We start from the raw sequence: 17,017 nt of genomic DNA, 5'->3' as shown, positions 1-17,017 counted from the left end.
GTATGCTGCCTGCGCATTCGGCATGGTCATCAGCACCGGGATCGGTATCCCTAACGAACAGGAGCGTGTTCAGTGAGCGACGACAAGCATTTGGATAGCCTTCTTCCCCCGCTGCGGCTGAACCGGCGCGGCTTCATGGCCACCGCCATCGCCAGCGGTTTCGCCGCGGCGGCGGGGCCGGTGAACGCCCAGTCCGTGATCAAGACCAGTGCCGAAGGCCTGACGGCCGGCCCGGTCGAAATTCCCGTGAAGGACGGCAAGATGTGGGCGTACAGTGCCGCGCCCAAGGACAAGAAGCACCTGGCCACCGTCCTGGTGGTGTCGGAAATCTTCGGCGTGCACGAATACATCCAGGACATCTGCCGGCGCCTGGCGCATCAGGGCTACCTGGCCATCGCCCCGAACCTCTTCGCGCGCGAAGGCGACCCGTCCAAGTACACCGAGATCGCCAAGCTGCAGGCCGAGGTCGTGCAGAAGGTGCCGGACGCCGACGTGATGTCGGACCTGGACGCGACCGCCCAATGGGCGGCCAGCCATGGCGGCGACGGCAGCAAGCTGGGCATCATCGGTTTCTGCTGGGGTGGCCGTTTCGTCTGGCTGTACTCGGCCCACAACCCCAAGCTGAAAGTGGGCGCGGCGTTCTACGGCCCCCTGCGCGGCAAGACCGATCCGCAATTGCGTCCGCACTTCCCGGTCGATCTGGCGGGCAAGCTGCATGCGCCCATCCGCGGCGCCTACGGCGGCAAGGACACCGGCATTACGCAGGACGACGTGGCGGCGATGCGCGCCGCGCTGGAGAAGGGCGACAAGGCCGCGCGCGCGTCGGTGATCGACGTGTATCCGAACTCGGGCCATGCTTTCCACGCGGACTATCGGCCCAGCTACGTCAAGGAAGATGCCGAGCAGGCCTGGCAGCGTGCGCTGGACTGGTTCAAGGAACATAAATTCAAGTGAGCCGCGGTTTGGGCACGGTTGCCTTCGACGGCGGGGGCGCGCAGGCGCTACCATGTAGGGAAAATTTCGAACGCGGACAAACCCGTCCGCGTTTCACTTCTGGAGATAGTCATGACCATCAAAGTCGGCGACAAGGTGCCGGACGGCACCCTGACCGAATTCATCGAAACCGCGACCGACAGCTGCGCGCTGGGGCCCAATGCTTTCCAGGTCGCCGACTTGGTCAAGGGCAAGAAGATCGCCGTGTTCGCCGTGCCGGGCGCTTTCACGCCCACCTGCTCGGCCAAGCATCTGCCTGGCTATGTCGAGAGCGCCGATGCGCTCAAGGCCAAGGGCGTGGATGAGATCTGGTGCGTGGCGGTCAACGATGCGTTCGTCATGGGCGCCTGGGGCCGCGAGCAGCACACCGGCGGCAAGGTGCGCATGCTGGCTGACGGCTCGGCCATCTGGACCAAGGCTCTGGGCCTGGAGCTGGACCTGAATGCGCGCGGCATGGGCGTGCGTTCGCAGCGTTATTCCCTGCTGCTGGAAGACGGCGTGGTGAAGAAGCTGAACGTCGAAGCCGCCGGCAAGTTCGAGGTCAGCGACGCCGCCACGATGCTCGGCCAGGCCTGATCGGTTTCATCCCGGGCCGAACGCGGTGGCGCGGTCGGCCCGATCCGTTCCGCGCCGGTGCTTTGCGCAGGCGCGGCTCACAGGCAAATGTACTCGACACTCAACTCGTTTTCCTCGCTCTATGCCGCCGCCTTGCTGATGCTTTGCGGGTCCGGCCTGTTCAATACCTTCATGGGCCTGCGCCTGACCGCGCAGTCCGTCAGCGCCTTCTGGGTAGGCCTGCTCATCGCGGGCTACTACTTCGGCCTGGTCTGCGGTGCCCGCCTGGGCCACAAGCTGCTGATACGCGTGGGGCACATCCGCGCATTCGTGGCCTGTGCGGCGATATCCGCCACCATGGTGCTGGCCCAGGCCTCGTTCGAGGTGCTGCCGTTGTGGCTGGTGCTGCGCCTGATCGCCGGCATCGCCATGGTGACGCAATTCATGGTGCTGGAAAGCTGGCTCAATGAGCAGACGGAAAACCGGCTGCGCGGCCGGGTGTTTTCGGTCTACATGCTGGTGTCCGGCCTGGGCACGGTGCTGGGGCAGCTGTCCTTGACGCTGTACGGCACCCTGGACCTGCGGCCGCTGACGCTGGTGGCCATCTTCCAGGTGCTGTGCCTGGTGCCCATCGCCCTGACCGCGCGTACCCACCCGGCCACGCCGGTGCCCGCGCCGCTGGACATCAAATTCTTCGCCAAACGCGTGCCCTTGTCGCTGACGGTCCTGTTCATGGCCGGCAACCTGTCGGGCGCCTTCTATGGCCTGGTGCCGGTCTACGCCGCCCGGCATGGCATGAGCACGTCGCAGGTGGCCGTGTACGTGGCGGCGTCGGTGACGGCGGGCCTGCTGTCGCAATTCCCCATGGGTTGGCTGTCCGACCGTATCAACCGCGCGCGCCTGATACGCTGCAACGCACTCATCCTGGCGGTGTTCACGTTGGTGATGTGGGGATGGGTCGACCTGCCTTACTGGCTGATGCTGATCCTGTCGTGCATGTTCGGCGTGCTGCAGTTCACTTTCTATCCCCTGGGCGCGGCCTTCGCCAACGACCACGTCGAGGCGGAGAAGCGCGTGGGCCTCAGCGCCATCCTGTTGATGGCCTACGGTATCGGCGCCTGTGTCGGCCCCTTGATCGCCGGCGCCTTGATGTCCTGGGCCGGGCCGAACATGTACTACGTGTTCGTTACGGCCTGTGCCGTCATCCTGGTGTGGCGCGTGCGTCCTGCCCGCGTCACCGGTGAGCACCAGGTGGACGCCGCGCCGGTGCATTTCGTGCCCATGCCCGACACCTTGCAGAGTTCGCCGGCGGCGGTTGCCACGCTGGACCCGCGCGTGGATCCCGCGGTCGACGAGAACCTGGAGATGGTGGAGCCGGATGCCGCCGCCGCGACGCAACCGGCCCGTACGGAAGGGGCTGTCGATGGCGCGGCGGACGGCATCGTGGAAGGTGTGAGTGGTCCCGCCACGTCCACCGCCGCGGATGCGACGGCCGCGGGGCCGGAAGCGGGTGTCGTCACCGGGACGGCGGAAGCGCCGGACCCGGCGGCCGGCAAGGGCGCGCGGCCGCCGTCGCTGTAGTTGCCGGCGGCGTGCCCACGGCTACCTACGCGCCGTTTGCACGTCTGCTGCCGGCGTAGCAGCCGTTTGTATGGCTGACGTTTGCATACCCGCTGCCTGCGCGCCCGCCGCGCGCATGCCCAGGCGCGCCAGCAGTTCGCGGTCGTGCTGCAGGCGCGGATTGCCCGTCGTCAGCAATTTCTCCCCATAGAACATCGAATTCGCCCCGGCCAGGAAGCACAGCGCCTGCGTGGCATCGTCCATGGTCTCGCGCCCGGCCGACAGGCGCACCACGGCGCGCGGCATGGTGACGCGCGCCACCGCGATGGTGCGGACGAACTCGAAGGCATCCAGCGGGGGAGCGTCCGCGAGCGGCGTGCCGGCAATGGGCATCAGGTGATTGATCGGCACGGACTCCGGATACGGATCCAGGTTGGCCAGTTGCGCAATCAATCCCGCCCGCACCGTCCTGCTTTCCCCCATCCCGATGATGCCGCCGCAGCACACCTTCACACCTGTGGCCCGGACGTTTTCCAGCGTATCCAGGCGGTCCTGGTAAGTGCGGGTGCTGATGATGCTGCCGTAGAACTCGGGCGACGTGTCCAGGTTGTGGTTGTAGTAATCGAGGCCGGCATCGGCCAGTTGCCGCGCCTGTCCGTCGTCCAGCATGCCCAGCGTGACGCAGGTCTCCATGCCCAGGTCCTTGACCGCGCTGATCATGCGCGCCACCGCCTCCATCTGCTTCGGCTTGGGTGAGCGCCAGGCCGCGCCCATGCAGAAGCGCTGCGCGCCCTGGTCACGCGCCGCCCGCGCGGCGGCCACGACTTCCTCCAGCGGCATCAAGGGCTGGCCCTTGACGCCCGCATCGTGGGCAGAGGACTGCGAGCAATAGCCGCAATCCTCCGGACAGCCGCCCGTCTTGATCGACAGCAGGCTGGAAAGCTGCAGTTCCGCGGGGTCGAAATGCTGCCGGTGCACGGTCTGGGCGCGATGCAGCAGGTCGGCGAAGGAGAGTTCGTAGAGCGCCAGGATGTCCTTGACCAGCCACTTGCGGGCAGCAGCGCCGGCGGACGGATTCAGTGGCGGATCGTTCAGTGGCGGATCGTTCAGCATCGGGTTCATCGGGGCTCCGTCATCAGGCCGGGAGTGGCCAGGCGGGCCGATCGTAGAAATAAAAAATCCTTCAAGGCAAAGGGCTGGAAAGCCATTTTTTGGGTATCCATTGCGCGATGAAATCGGCGATAACGCGAAGATGGCGTAGCCGATGCGCTAACGCGTCGCCAATGCGCGGCATTTTTTCCTGCCCTTTAATTGTTTCTTTTCGTATCTGCGAGGCGTCGGGATTGGGCAGTTAGAAGGAAGCCGTCGCGGGGACGCGAATTCCTGCATCCCCTTTGCAAGGATGCGGAGCGGAGCGCCGCGCACCCCTGTGGCGTACTATGGAATACCATAAACGGCATACCATAATTCTGCGAGTAAAGGTATTCTTACCGTCAATTGAATGGACTTGGCCGGCAAAGTCGTCACAAATCGTGAACACCTATTCTGCATCACAGCATTTCCGGCAAGACAAGACGCCCCCATAATCCCGCCGATCATTACAGTCATCATCGGAGATAGCTATGTACCCCGCGCCGACCGGCAGCCTTGTCGCCCAATCCTGTCCCTCACCCCGCCGCACTCGTCGCCTGATTGCTCCCGCCACGCTGTTCGCGCTGGCCTGTTCGATGCTGGGCCTGGCCGCCGCGCCGGCCCATGCTGCGTATCCCGACCATGCCCTGCGCCTGATCGTCCCGTTCGCGCCCGGCGGCGCGGTGGATGGCGCCGCCCGTCCGGCTGCCTTGGAACTGGGCAAGGCCCTGGGTCAATCGGTAGTGGTGGATAACCGGCCTGGCGCCGGGGGCACCATCGGCATCCAGTTCGCCGAACACGCCCCGGCGGATGGCTACACGTTGCTCCTGGGCAATATCGCGCTGGCATCGGCACCCGCGCTGTACCCGCAGTCGAATATCAATCCCAAGGACTTCGCGCCCGTCGCGCTGGTCGGCACCACGCCTTATGTGTTGTTGGTGCGCGCCGATTCGCCCATCAAGACGGTGGCCGAGTTGATCGCCAATGCCAAGTCCCATCCGGGCAAGATGAACTATTCGTCCGCGGGTACCGGATCGGCCATCCACCTGGCCGGTGAGCTGTTCAAGACCAAGGCTGGCGTGGACATCGTTCATGTGCCTTACAAGGGTGCATCGCCGGCGATGACGGCCCTGCTTGGCGGTGAAGTCGACCTCATGTTCTCGTCGACGATGGAAGCCAAGCCCATGTTGAGCAGTGGCAAGGTGCGCGCACTGGCTGTCACCAGCGCCGACCGCGCCAGCCAGTTGCCTGACGTGCCGACGCTGACCGAAGCGGGTCTGCCGGGCTACCAGGTGACCGGCTGGTACGGTGTCTATGTGCAGGCCAACGTGCCGCCCGATGTGCTGAAGACGCTGCAGCAGAAGGCCCAGCAGGGCATGCGTTCGGACGACATGCGCAAGCAGCTGGCCAACTATGGCCTGGAAGCGGCCAAGGGCGATGCCGCCGAGGCGCAGAAGATGCTGGACGATGAAACCGCGCGCTGGTCCGAAGTGATCAAGAACGCGAACATCAAGGCGAATTGAATTCGCGCGACGGATTTGCCGGACCTGGATTTGCAAGGCCCCGTTCTTGCGGGGCCATTGCTCCTCAAGTCAGCAATCCGCGCAGGCGTAATCCGCAAGACTGAAATTCTAAAGAGATCGACACGATGGGCATGCATATCCGCAGCGGCGATGGTCCCGCCTACACCCAGGACCTGGCCGCCTTCCTGGCGCGTTTCACCTACGACGAACTGCCGGCCAATGTGGTGCAGGCGGCGCGACGCGGCATCCTCGACTGGCTGGGTTGCGCGTTCGCCGCTTACCGCCATCCCACGCTGGACAAGCTGCTGGCGGCGCTGACGGAGAACGGCAGCGCGGAGAAGGCCGACGTGCTGGCGCGCGGCACCCGCCTGTCGCACACCGACGCGGCCTTGATGAATGGCCAGATGGGGCATCTGCTGGACTACGACGACACGCACATGGCGGGCGTCATCCTGCACGCCAGCTCGCCTGTGCTGGCGGCGCTGTTCTCGGCGGCGCAACTGCATCCGGTCGATGGGCGCACGTTCATCGCGGCGTATGTGGCGGGCTTCGAGGCCGGCGTGCGTATCGGCCAGGCGGCACCGGAGCATCATCCCGGTGGCTGGCACCTGACCGGCACGCTGGGTACCTTCGCGGCGGCCGCGGCGGTGGGCAAGCTGCTGGGCCTGGACGCGCAGCGCATGACGCATGCGCTGGGCATCGCCGGCACGCAGGCGGCCGGGATGCAGCAGAATCGCGGCACCATGTGCAAGTCCTTCCACGCCGGCAAGGCTGCCGCCAATGGCCTGTTGGCGGCATTGCTGGCGCAGAAGGGTTTCGACAGCACCGAGGAAATCGTCGAGGGCAAGCGCGGCTTCGCGCGCATCTACAGCAAGACCTCGGCGCTGGAACGCATGACGGCCGGCCTGGGCCAGGAATGGATGATCGCCACCAACGGGCACAAGCCTTACGCCTGCGGCGTGGTGCTGCATCCCGCCATCGACGCCATGATCCAGCTGCGCGCCAAACTGGGCGGTCGCCTCGATGGCATCGATGCGGTCGAGTTGAAGGTCAATCCCGCTGTCGTGACGATTACCGGCACGGTGGCACCGACGACCGGCCTGCATTCGAAGTTCAGCATTTATCACAGCGCTGCCGTGGCGATGATCGATGGTGCGGCGGGCATTGCCCAATACACCGACGCGCGCGCTACCGATGAAACGGTCGCGGCCTTGCGCGGCAAGATCACCATCGGTGTCGACGAGAACCTGCGGCGCGACCAGGCCTGGGGCAGCGTCAAGCGCGGGGCCGAGGTGGTCGAGACCTTGGTCGAGCATGCCACCGGTACGACGGACAACCCCATGTCGGATGCCGCCATCGAGGCCAAGTTCCTTGCCAATGCGGATGGCGCGCGCGATGCCGCGCAGGCGGCCGCCATTGCCAAGGCCACGTGGGAATTCGAGAAACTGTCCGACGTGCGCGAATTCGTTGCGCTGCTGGCGTAAGCGCCGGAGCCTGCCGAGAGATGCACGAGTGCGACGCAGACGCGTTGCGCTCGTGCGCAAGAGATGACTCGTACGGGTGCGTGCCGATGGCGTGTTGCGCCGGTACGCACCCTTCGCATTTGCAAGGATGCAGGAATGACCAAGAGCCATAGCAAGAAAGCCGATCCCGTCCAGGACGCCCTGACCCCCATGCCCGAGCTGGCTGCCTATCTGGCACGCGCGCTCAAGCAGCCGCTGCCGGCGGAAGTGGTCGACAAGGCCAAGGCGCACATGCTGGATACCATCGCGTCCATGGTGTCGGGCGCGCAGATGAAGGCGGGCAGCGCGGCGATCGCCTACATCAAGGCGCTGGGTGAAACCGGCACGCGGTCGGCGGTGGCCGGCACGCGCCTGTACACGTCGCCGGTGCATGCGGCGCTGGCCAACGGCATGTTCGCGCATGCCGACGAGACCGATGACTCCCACGCGGCGTCATTGACCCATCCTGGTTGCGGCATCGTGCCGGCGGTGCTGGCCGCGGCCGAGTTCTTCGGCCGCAGCGGGCAGGACATGTTGCGCGCCATGGTGCTGGGCTACGACATCTGCGCGCGCCTGACGCTGTCGCTGCATTCGTATGCCTTCCGGGTGGCGGGGCATTCGACCCACACCTTCGGCCCCAATTTCGGTGCTGCCGCGGCGGCGGGCGCCTTGGCCGGCCTGGATGAAACGCAATGCCGCCACGTCATGTCCTATGCGGCGCAACAGGCGTCCGGGGTGGCGTGCTGGATGCGCGACAAGGACCATATCGAAAAGTCCTTCGACTTCGGCGGCATGGCCGCGCGCAATGGGGTGAGCGCCGCCATCATGGTGGCCAGCGGGTGCACGGGTGTCGATGATGTGTTTTCCGGCGAGCGCAATTTCTATCATGCGTTCGGGGACGATCCCGATCGCCTGGCCCTGGGGCGCGAGTTGGGCAGCCGTTATGAAATCCTCGGCACCAGCATCAAGCGCTGGACGGTGGGTTCGCCTATCCAGGCGCCGCTGGATTCGACGCATACGCTGGTGCATCGCCACCAGTTGCAGCCGGACGCCATCAAGGCGGTGCGTGTGCGCATTCCGCATGAGTCGCTGACCATCGTGAACAACCGCGACATGCCGGAGATATGCCTGCAGCATCTGGTGGCGACCATGCTGATCGACGGCAATATCGATTTCCATTCGGCGCATGATCGGGCCCGCATGCAGGATCCGCGCGTGCTGGCATTGCGGGCCCTGATCACGCTGGAGGGCGATGACGAGTTGTCCAAGGCCATGCCCAGCCGCCAGGGCATCGTCGAGATCACGCTGAATGACGGCAGCACCGTCATCGAGCACACGAAGGCGGTGCGCGGCACGCCGTTGAACCCCATGACCCAGGAAGAAGTCCAGACCAAAGCCATGGGCCTGCTCACGCCGGTCCTGGGCGAAGCCCAGTCCCGCACGTTGTGCGACACCGTCTGGTCCCTGGAAAAGTCCCACGACGCCCGCGCGTTCACGGCGTTGATGCAACCGGCAGCGTAGCTTGGCGGCCGGGAGCGGCCATGGCTCGATCGCTCGGCTACAAGCGAAGGGGGGCCACTAACTTGTCGTTAGTGGCCCCCCTTGTCTGTTCTGCTTTCCACTGTTGCCTTCCTGCTTGGCGAGGCATCCGAAAGGCCCACGCACCTCAAGCCAATGCTGTCGCGCCCTGGTAGATCACGTAGACGCCCACCAGGGTGATGACGATGCCGGAGAAGTAGGGGGCTTTGCGGGCGAATTCGCCGAAGCCGCTCCAGCGGCGGGCAGCGTGGCGCAGGCTGAGGGCGGCCAGGGCGCCGGAAGCGACCAGGGTAAGGGCCAGGCCTATGCTGAAGCCGAGCACCAGCGTGGCGCCTAGTGCGACCTTCTTGAGATGCAGGCACAGCAGCAGCACGGTGATGGAGGCGGGGCAGGGGATCAGGCCGCCCGTCAGGCCGAAGAGAATCACCTGGCCGGTCGTGACTTCACGGTTGGCGAAGCGGCGGCGGATGTCGTCCGCATGCGCTTTTTCATGCGGATCCTGATAGGCGGGGGCAGTGGCCTCCCATTCGCCCAAGGCCGCGGCGCTGCTGGCAGGCTTGCCGGCATCCTGGCTGCGACCATGCTGATGGTCCGCGGAATGCGCATGCTCGTGATCATGGCTGTGTTCATGATCGTGGCCATGATGGCTATGTCCATGATGATGATCATGGCTGTCGGCCAGTCGCTGGTTGCGCCACGTCCGCCACAGCATCCATGCCGCGACACCGATGATCAACACGCCCGAGACAATCTGGAAATAGGGCTCGCTGGCCTGCGCGTCCCAGTTGCGGCCGAAGTACAGGCCAGCCATCGCCACGGCCCACACCACCGCCGTATGCGACAGCGTCGCGGACAGGCCCAGCAGCACGGCCTGCGTCATCGTGCCGCGTATGGCCACGATGAACGCTGCCATCATCGTCTTGGAATGCCCTGGCTCCAGCCCATGGAGCGCGCCGAGCACGATGGCACTGGGCAGGAAGAGCCAGGCATTGCCTTGCTGCAGGAGTATCGAGAAATCAGCCATGGAAATAGGGCAGGCGTCCTGCGGGTAGGGAATGGGAATCGGGGCCGGCGCACAGGCGCTGGCACATCGACGTCAATGCGTTGCTGCCAAGGCGTCATTGCCGCGCCTTCAGAAACGACACCTGGAATATACTCCCCCCTAGTATAGTGCGTGCTAATTTCCACGCTCTTGATGCGGCATTTCAGCCGTTTATCTTCCGAGGCGACCCCATGCACACCATTCGCGACAAAGCCAAGCTGCTCGCGCGCGTCCGGCGCATCAAGGGGCAGGTAGCGGCCTTGGAGAGTCAGCTCGATCAGGAAGAAGATTGCGGCGCCATCCTGCAGCAGGCGGCCGCGGTGCGCGGTGCGGTCAATGGCTTCATGAGCACCATCATCGAAGGCCACCTGCACGACCACGTCGTCCACGAGCCTGACGTGAACCAGCGCCAACACGACCTGGACATCGTCATGCAGGCGATCAAGTCGTATCTCAAATAGTCCGGGAGGGGGCACGGCGGTGTCCGCAGCGGTCCGTTTGCGTCAAAGATAGCCGTCGAGCCCTCCCCGGAGGGCTCATTTCATTGCGGCGAGATGTCCTGGCGTAGATGTCCGGTGTCACTGGCACGCCGAGAGCTTGGAGCTGTTTTTGTTACGTAGAAATCCTGACCACCAATGCCCGGATTGGGGCCGGTGGAGGGGAGCTGACTCCAAAACGGGGCTGCTTGACTATGGATCAATTTGTACGTACGATTTGATGGCCATTACCTATGACTTCGCGAAAAGCGTTAAGAACGTCGATCAACGAGGGTTGTCTTTTGGGCTTGTTCATCGTTTTGATTGGGATAGCGCACTTATCCTGGTGGACAACAGGCGCGAATATAACGAGGCGCGGTATCAAGCACTTGGGACCATCGAAAATCGTCTGCACATGCTGGTCTTCACGATGCGTGGTGATGACATACGAGTAATCAGCTTACGCAAGGCAAATGGCAGGGAGAAAGCGCGCTATGAAGAAGCCCGACCCAGAATTGATTGACCACGAAAATCCCGAATGGACGGAAGCGGAGTTCAAGCGAGCGCGTCCGGCGTCAGAGGTGTTGCCTGAAGCGGTGCAGGCAAAGCTTGGTATGCGCCGGCGTGGGCCTCAAAAAGCCCCGACGAAGCGAACCGTCACGATCCGACTCTCACCAGATGTATTGGATGCTTTTCGAGCCACCGGCACAGGCTGGCAAGCCCGTGTCGACCTGGCGCTTCGTGAGTGGCTGAGCACGCATCGGGTCGCTTGAGTTCGTGAAGGTTCCGTAATCGGCCGACCGCCATCGCAGCATGCGATCGACGCATGGGAATGATTTAGTACAAGCGTCGGATAGGCGACGGGCAAGAATTGCCCCCCGTCCGCTGTGTACTGGAACGCTAAGCAGCCAAGGCGATAAAGATGTTGTAAGGCTACGCAAACATCTTCGCTAGGTAGGAAGGAAGCAGTGGGACTGCCAGTATCTTGTATCGCGCCATGCGGCAACTTCGCGGTGACCACGCCGCCGCCTGGGCCGTGAAAAGGGAAAGCGTAAATCTTCTCTAGCAAGGTGGCCTCTAGCGGATTGAGCTGTTCCAAGGTGTGTATGTACGCGCGCTGGGCGTCAACGCCACTTGCTTCGTAAGCGACGTTCAACAAGAGATTGATCCACCTGTCTTGGAGGCTGTCATCATCCTCAAGGGAGGGCCCCTGGAAGAATGGTATGGCGAATTTCAGCGGCAAGGGCCGCGTGGGTTCCCCCCAAAGCCGTTCGCCGCTACTACTTCTGCTGCACGGCGCATGAGCCGGACTTGACGCTCCCAACGCATGTACTTCAGCTTGTCTTCGAAGATTCCCATGCCCTGATCAAGTGAACCCCCGATGTATTTAGCGATGAATCTGCCAGCATCCCGGCCGGCATCAATCACCTTACCTGTTGTCTCTGCGGTGGCCTTCGTTGCCTTGGCTATTTCTCTTACGGTTTCGGGATCGGGGACCATAGACAGTCGGGCGGCAAGTAGGATGCGGAATTTATACCATCACCTGTCCGGAGTGCTGCGCGGTGAACACGGGCACAATCTGGGCACACTGCCAAGGTAGAATTCGAGGCCTTGGGGCGCTGCTGCCTGCCCCAGGGAACTCAGAGTTGACTGGCGTTCATAACGCTCCAAACGCAAAAAAGCCCTGAGCGATTAAGCATCAGGGCTTTCTGCGTGATCGCTGTTGTCACAACAACGATCTAAAATTCTGGCGGAGCGGACGGGGCTCGAACCCGCGACCCCCGGCGTGACAGGCCGGTATTCTAACCAACTGAACTACCGCTCCGCAGCGGTATGTATTACTACAACCTAGCCAGAGTAAACTGGCGTCCCCTAGGGGATTCGAACCCCTGTACTCACCGTGAAAGGGTGATGTCCTAGGCCTCTAGACGAAGGGGACCTGGAACTGCAAACAACAAGCTACTACTTTACTGCAACTTCGCGTCCGGCTGGAGTGGTGGAGGTAAGCGGGATCGAACCGCTGACCTCTTGCATGCCATGCAAGCGCTCTCCCAGCTGAGCTATACCCCCTGGTCCGGACAACTTCAACAAATCCTGCCGTAAAAAACCGGTTCACTTACTACTACCGAACCGCTCTTTTACTGCTGTCTTTGCTGACTTCGTTTTGTTCCGTCGGCGAAGAAACGAGATTATGCATGAACTTTTTGGCTTGTGCAAGCCGAGGCAAAAAATATTTGAGAAAACGCGAATTTTTTTTCGAGTGTGGCACTTGCGCCCGCAGGCAAGGTCAGACGAAGGTGTCATTGAAGGTCTCGGCCTGGACCTCGTCGCAGGTCTCACCACTGCGAACACGCAGACCGTCGCAGCGCATCACCAGACTCAGGAGCACGGTATGAGCAACACCTCTTTTCCCACGCGCCCATTGGGCCGTACCGATATGGCCATCACACGCGTCGGCTTCGGTGCATGGGCCGTGGGCGGCGCGGATTGGGCCGCCGGCTGGGGCGCGCAGGACGACACGCTGTCCATCGCAGCCATTCGCCACGCGGTCGAACGCGGCATCAACTGGATCGATACGGCAGCGGTGTACGGCCTCGGGCATTCCGAGGAAATCGTGCGCGCGGCATTGAAGGGTCTCGCGCCCAGCCAACGCCCATACGTGTTCACCAAGTGCGGCCTGGTCTGGGACGAACACGACAGGAAGGCCGCGCCGCGCCGCGTGGGCGCCGCGGCCAGCATACGGCGCGAAGCGGAAGCCTCGCTGCAACGGCTGGGCGTCGAACGCATCGACCTATATCAAATGCACTGGCCGTCGGGTGACGGCGCATCCCTGAATGAATACTGGCAAGCCTTGCTCGATCTGAAGCAGGCCGGCAAGGTGCGCGCCATCGGCCTGTCCAACCACAACGCGGCACAGCTGGCCGGCGCCGAGCGCCTGGGCCACGTCGATACGCTGCAACCGCCTTTTTCCGCCATTCGCCGCGATGCCGCGGCGGACCTGCTGCCATGGTGCGCGGCTCACGGCACGGGCGTCATCGTCTACAGTCCCATGCAATCCGGTCTGCTGTCAGGCCACTTCGATGAAAGTCGCGCCACGCAGCTGGCCGCCGATGACTGGCGCTCGCATGACGCCGAGTTCCAGGGCGCCAACCTTGCGCGCAACCTGGCGCTGGCAGAGGCCTTCAAGCCCGTGGCCGAAAGGCATGGCTCGACTGTCGCGGCGACCGCGGTAGCCTGGACGCTGGCATGGCAAGGTGTCAGCGGGGCCATCGTCGGCGCCCGCGCGCCAGCGCAAGTGGATGGCTGGCTGGGCGCCGCCACCCTGGAACTGGATGACGATGACATGGCGGAGATCGCCGCGGTCATCGAGACCGATGGGGTCGGCACGGGGCCCGCATCGCCGGCGCGCCAGGCCGGCGCCGCGCTGCCCCTGGTGGACGAGCGCAACAGCGGCTTGAGTAAATTGAATTTGCCTTGATCGTATAGGTCAGTCGTGGCGACGCCCGCTTCATCACCCGGGTCGCCACGTCCGCCGCCGCAGCGACCCGCGCGCGATCAAGCGCATGGCCGCGCCATAGGCACCGCCAGCCTTGTCACCCGCGTCGCCGCTCCCGCAGCCGCAACCCCAACAACGCGCCCAGGCCGATGGCCAGCAGCACTTCCGCCGGCAGGTTGCCGGTGCGCGCATAGGGCGTCAGCCCGCTCGTCCCTTGTACCTGCGTCGCCAGCTCGGCCCGCGTCATCGACGGCAGTGACGCTTGTACCCGGCCCCGCGGATCGATGGCGACCGTCATGCCGGTATTGGTCGCGGCCAGCATCGGCCGCGCGGTTTCCAGCGTACGCATGCGGCCGATCTGCAGATGCTGGCGCAGCGCCCAAGAATCGCCGAACCACCCCAGATTGCTGATGTTCAACAGGATGCTGGCGCCCGCTTCGCCATTGGGTCCCGGCCGGATCGCCGGCAACAGTTCCTCGCCGAACAGATCTTCATAGCAGATGTTCAGCGCGATACGCTGGTCGGCCACCGGGAAAGGCGCCTGCCACCGCGCCCCATTGTCGAAGTCGCCCAAGGGAATATTCAGCAGGTCGACGAACCAGCGGAAGCCCGGGGGCACGAACTCGCCCCATGGCACCAGATGCTGCTTGTCGTAGCGCGTGGCGATCTCCCCGCTGCGCATGTCCTCGACCGAACTGTTGGCGTCGAAGCCGATGGCGCTATTGGTCCAGCGGTCCTTGCCGTCGACCACGCGATGCAGCGGCACGCCCATGATGATGGCGGCCTGGCGTTCAGCGGCGATCCGCTTCCAGATCCCCCACACTTCGGGCGGCAACTGATCCTGGAACACGGGCAACACGGTCTCCGGCAGCACGATCAGCTGCGGCGCCGGGGTGCCGGCAGGCGGCGGCATCGAGGCCTGGTTCATGTGCTGGATCAGACCCTGTTCCATCAACGCAGGATCGAATTTCTCGGACTGGCCGACATTGCCCTGGATCAGGCGCACCTGCAGCGGCGCGCCCGCGGGTTGCGACCAGGTGCGCAGGCCCAGCGCCCAGCCGCCCAAGGCCAGCAGCAACGCCAGCAAGGCGGGCAGGGCGCGGCGCGCGTCCATGCCGGACTCCTTGCCCGGCTGCCACAGCACGGCCAGCGCCGCGGCGACGAAGGCCGCGATCAGGACGATGCCATACAGCCCCAGCACCGGCGCCCAGCCCGCCAACGGGCTGTCGACGTGGGCATAGCCGATATTCAGCCACGGAAAACCGGTCCACAAATTGCCGCGCACCCATTCCAGCGCACCCCAGGCCACCCCGAACGCCAGCGCCGCGCGCAAGCGCGCTCGCCAACTGCCGCCGTCCGGTGGCAGCGGGGCCAGCCAGCGCGCCAGGGCGCACGCCGCCGCGGGGAACAGGGCCAGGAAGGCCGCCAGGGCAAATACGCCCGCCGCGGCCAGGGGCACGGCGAGATCGCCATAGCGATGCATGCTGATATACAGCCAGTACAGCCCCACCGTATAGCAGGCGGTATTGAACAGCCAGCCGTACCAGAACGCGCGACGCGGGCGCACGGCGGTCAGGACATGCCACGCCAGCACCGCCAGCATCAGCAGTTGCAAGGGCGCCAGCACGCCATCGGGCAAGGGACCGGGCGCGAAGGTCAGCGCCTGCACGGCGCCGACCGCCAGCATGGCGGCCGTGCGCGCCAGGCGCGGGAAGCGGGACGTCGGCATCATTCCTGCTGCGGGGCGGGCGGCAGGCGCTTGACGCGCAGCCACAGCGGACGGCGCGCGTCGGCACGGACCACTTCGATACGCAGGCCTTCGTGCTCGACGAACTCACCGCGACGGGGAATGCGTCCCAATTGGGCGCTGACCCAGCCGCCGACCGTGTCGTAGTCGTCATCCGGCAAGGCGCTGCCGAAACTCTCGTTGAATCGGCTGATCTCGGTGGTGGCCTGCACGCGCCACAGGTTGTCACCCTCGGCGAAGATGGTGGTTTCCTCGTCCTCGTCGAATTCGTCCTCGATATCGCCGACGATCTGCTCCAGCACGTCTTCCATGCTGACCAGCCCGGAAATGCCGCCGTGTTCGTCGATGACGATGGCCAGGTGATTGCGGCTGGCGCGGAACTCGTGCAGCAGAACGTTCAGGCGCTTGGTCTCTGGAATGAAGACAGCAGGCCGGACCAGCGAGCGCACTTCGATGCCGGGCTCCAGCATGCAGCGCAGCAGATCCTTGGCCAGCAGGATGCCCACGATGTTGTCGCGGTCGTCCTCGTACACGGGGAAGCGCGAGTGCGCCGCCTCGATGACGGTAGACAGCAGGTAGGGCAGGGGCTGGGCGATATCCAGCAGGTCCATGCGCGAGCGCGGCACCATGATGTCGCCGACGGTGCGCTCCGATACCGCCAGGGCGCCCTTGATCATGGCGTAGGACTCGGCGTCGAGCAATTGGCGCTCGTGCGCCGCCTCCAGCACCGCCTTGATGCCTTCGCGGTCTTCGGGCTCACGCCGGACCAGGGACAGGATGCGGTCGAGCAGGGATTTGTTGGAGGATTTGGCCGGGCGGCTCGCGTCGGCCTCGTTGGCAGGGTAAGGGTCGGGCATCGTCCAGAGGACAAGTTACAGAATCGGCCAGCATAACCGATGTTGCCGGCCGGTTCTGTAACCCGGACATCGTAATTACCCGCCCCTATATAGGGGCATAAGGGTCGGCGATGCGCAGGGCCGCCAGCAGTGCGGTTTCCAGGGCCTCCATGCGGCGCGCGTCGCGCGCTTTCAAATGGTCGTAGCCCATGGAGTGCAGGACACCGTGGATCGTCAAATGGGCCGCATGGGCCAGCAGTGTCTTGCGCTGTTCGCGCGCTTCGCGCAACAGCACCGGGACACACAGCACGATGTCGCCCCGGGCGGTGCCGAGCGGATCGACGCCGTATTCGAAGGTGAGCACGTTGGTGGCATAGTCGCGGCCGCGGAATTCGCGGTTCAGGCGCCGGCCCTCGGCCTGGCCCACCAGGCGCAGGCTGATTTCCGCGGCCTGGAAGTCCAGCAGCCCATCGGCCAGTGCACCGGCCAGCGCATGGGCCACCCAGCGGCGCAGGCGCCAGCGTGGCAGGCGCGCTTCGGCCACGGCGTACTGCACCGAAAGGGATAGCGCGGGCGCTGCCGCGGCCTTCACATCAGCTTTCATATCGGCTTACGCA

At 64.5% G+C, this 17,017-nt stretch carries 15 protein-coding genes and 3 tRNA genes; 10 read left to right on the top strand and 8 right to left on the bottom strand.

Translation table 11 applies throughout. The annotated features are described in order from the left end of the window. Window positions 1–135: 135 nt before the first annotated feature. The 3 genes from CEY05_RS12810 (at window position 136) to CEY05_RS12800 (ending at window position 3,129) form a co-directional block, all read left to right on the top strand. Window positions 136–954 carry a dienelactone hydrolase family protein gene (locus CEY05_RS12810; protein ID WP_088599192.1) on the top strand — a complete coding sequence of 273 codons (819 nt, stop codon included), beginning with the start codon at window positions 136–138 and terminating at the stop codon, window positions 952–954. A gap of 111 nt (window positions 955–1,065) precedes the next feature. Continuing rightward, window positions 1,066–1,569, top strand: coding sequence for a peroxiredoxin (locus tag CEY05_RS12805; RefSeq protein ID WP_088598726.1), 504 nt, complete (start codon window positions 1,066–1,068; stop codon window positions 1,567–1,569). 87 nt (window positions 1,570–1,656) lie between these two features. Then, window positions 1,657–3,129: an MFS transporter gene (locus tag CEY05_RS12800; RefSeq protein ID WP_088598725.1), complete on the top strand. Its 1,473-nt coding sequence runs from the start codon at window positions 1,657–1,659 to the stop codon at window positions 3,127–3,129. 21 nt (window positions 3,130–3,150) lie between these two features. Here the strand turns inward: CEY05_RS12800 and bioB are convergent, their stop codons facing one another. Next, window positions 3,151–4,221 carry a biotin synthase BioB gene (bioB, locus tag CEY05_RS12795; protein ID WP_088598724.1) on the bottom strand — a complete coding sequence of 357 codons (1,071 nt, stop codon included), beginning with the start codon at window positions 4,219–4,221 and terminating at the stop codon, window positions 3,151–3,153. 509 nt (window positions 4,222–4,730) lie between these two features. Between bioB and CEY05_RS12790 the strand changes: the two genes are divergently transcribed. The 3 genes from CEY05_RS12790 to CEY05_RS12780 all read left to right on the top strand — a co-directional run bounded on the left by CEY05_RS12790 (window position 4,731) and on the right by CEY05_RS12780 (window position 8,785). Beyond that, complete coding sequence (locus tag CEY05_RS12790) at window positions 4,731–5,762, top strand: tripartite tricarboxylate transporter substrate binding protein (RefSeq protein WP_088598723.1); 1,032 nt, start codon at window positions 4,731–4,733, stop codon at window positions 5,760–5,762. 125 nt (window positions 5,763–5,887) lie between these two features. Beyond that, a complete protein-coding gene (locus CEY05_RS12785) occupies window positions 5,888–7,246 on the top strand; it encodes an MmgE/PrpD family protein (protein ID WP_088598722.1) in 1,359 nt (452 codons plus the stop codon). Between the two features lie 135 nt (window positions 7,247–7,381). Then, entirely contained in the window at window positions 7,382–8,785 is a 1,404-nt protein-coding gene (locus tag CEY05_RS12780) for an MmgE/PrpD family protein (RefSeq protein ID WP_158219331.1), read from the top strand. Between the two features lie 145 nt (window positions 8,786–8,930). On the opposite strand, the gene CEY05_RS12775 is transcribed toward CEY05_RS12780, so the two are convergent. Then, window positions 8,931–9,827 (bottom strand): nickel/cobalt efflux protein RcnA, encoded by an 897-nt coding sequence (locus tag CEY05_RS12775; protein ID WP_088598720.1) that lies wholly within the window; start codon window positions 9,825–9,827, stop codon window positions 8,931–8,933. 209 nt (window positions 9,828–10,036) lie between these two features. Here CEY05_RS12775 and CEY05_RS12770 point away from each other — a divergent pair, with 209 nt between their 5' ends. From CEY05_RS12770 to CEY05_RS12760, 3 genes are all read left to right on the top strand, one after another. Then, window positions 10,037–10,306, top strand: coding sequence for a metal/formaldehyde-sensitive transcriptional repressor (locus CEY05_RS12770; RefSeq protein ID WP_088598719.1), 270 nt, complete (start codon window positions 10,037–10,039; stop codon window positions 10,304–10,306). Window positions 10,307–10,562: 256 nt separating this feature from the next. Continuing rightward, entirely contained in the window at window positions 10,563–10,844 is a 282-nt protein-coding gene (locus CEY05_RS12765; RefSeq protein ID WP_088598718.1) for a BrnT family toxin, read from the top strand. Continuing rightward, window positions 10,816–11,094 (top strand): BrnA antitoxin family protein, encoded by a 279-nt coding sequence (locus CEY05_RS12760; RefSeq protein ID WP_088598717.1) that lies wholly within the window; start codon window positions 10,816–10,818, stop codon window positions 11,092–11,094. The genes CEY05_RS12765 and CEY05_RS12760 overlap by 29 nt, the downstream gene beginning before the upstream one ends. A gap of 975 nt (window positions 11,095–12,069) precedes the next feature. On the opposite strand, the gene CEY05_RS12755 is transcribed toward CEY05_RS12760, so the two are convergent. From CEY05_RS12755 to CEY05_RS12745, 3 genes are all read right to left on the bottom strand, one after another. Next, a tRNA-Asp gene (locus tag CEY05_RS12755) sits at window positions 12,070–12,146 on the bottom strand. Between the two features lie 38 nt (window positions 12,147–12,184). Continuing rightward, window positions 12,185–12,260, bottom strand: a tRNA-Glu gene (locus CEY05_RS12750). A 55-nt stretch (window positions 12,261–12,315) separates the two neighbouring features. Next, a tRNA-Ala gene (locus CEY05_RS12745) sits at window positions 12,316–12,391 on the bottom strand. A gap of 367 nt (window positions 12,392–12,758) precedes the next feature. Between CEY05_RS12745 and CEY05_RS12740 the strand changes: the two genes are divergently transcribed. Further along, window positions 12,759–13,799, top strand: coding sequence for an aldo/keto reductase (locus tag CEY05_RS12740; RefSeq protein WP_198952797.1), 1,041 nt, complete (start codon window positions 12,759–12,761; stop codon window positions 13,797–13,799). Window positions 13,800–13,914: 115 nt separating this feature from the next. Here the strand turns inward: CEY05_RS12740 and lnt are convergent, their stop codons facing one another. From lnt to ybeY, 3 genes are all read right to left on the bottom strand, one after another. Further along, window positions 13,915–15,549: an apolipoprotein N-acyltransferase gene (gene lnt, locus CEY05_RS12735; protein WP_233161504.1), complete on the bottom strand. Its 1,635-nt coding sequence runs from the start codon at window positions 15,547–15,549 to the stop codon at window positions 13,915–13,917. Then, a complete protein-coding gene (locus CEY05_RS12730) occupies window positions 15,546–16,421 on the bottom strand; it encodes an HlyC/CorC family transporter (RefSeq protein WP_088598714.1) in 876 nt (291 codons plus the stop codon). Before CEY05_RS12730 ends, lnt begins: the two co-directional genes overlap by 4 nt. A gap of 85 nt (window positions 16,422–16,506) precedes the next feature. Beyond that, the gene (ybeY, locus tag CEY05_RS12725) at window positions 16,507–17,004 is read right to left on the bottom strand and encodes an rRNA maturation RNase YbeY (protein WP_088598713.1); all 498 of its coding nucleotides are present in this window, start codon (window positions 17,002–17,004) and stop codon (window positions 16,507–16,509) included. Window positions 17,005–17,017: the final 13 nt, after the last annotated feature.

Origin of the sequence: Achromobacter sp. HZ34, from assembly GCF_002209485.1 — a bacterium.
Lineage (GTDB): Bacteria > Pseudomonadota > Gammaproteobacteria > Burkholderiales > Burkholderiaceae_B > Bordetella_C.
The sequence above is the reverse complement of the archived record's forward strand: the minus strand, read 5'-3'. Positions and strand labels throughout refer to the sequence as shown.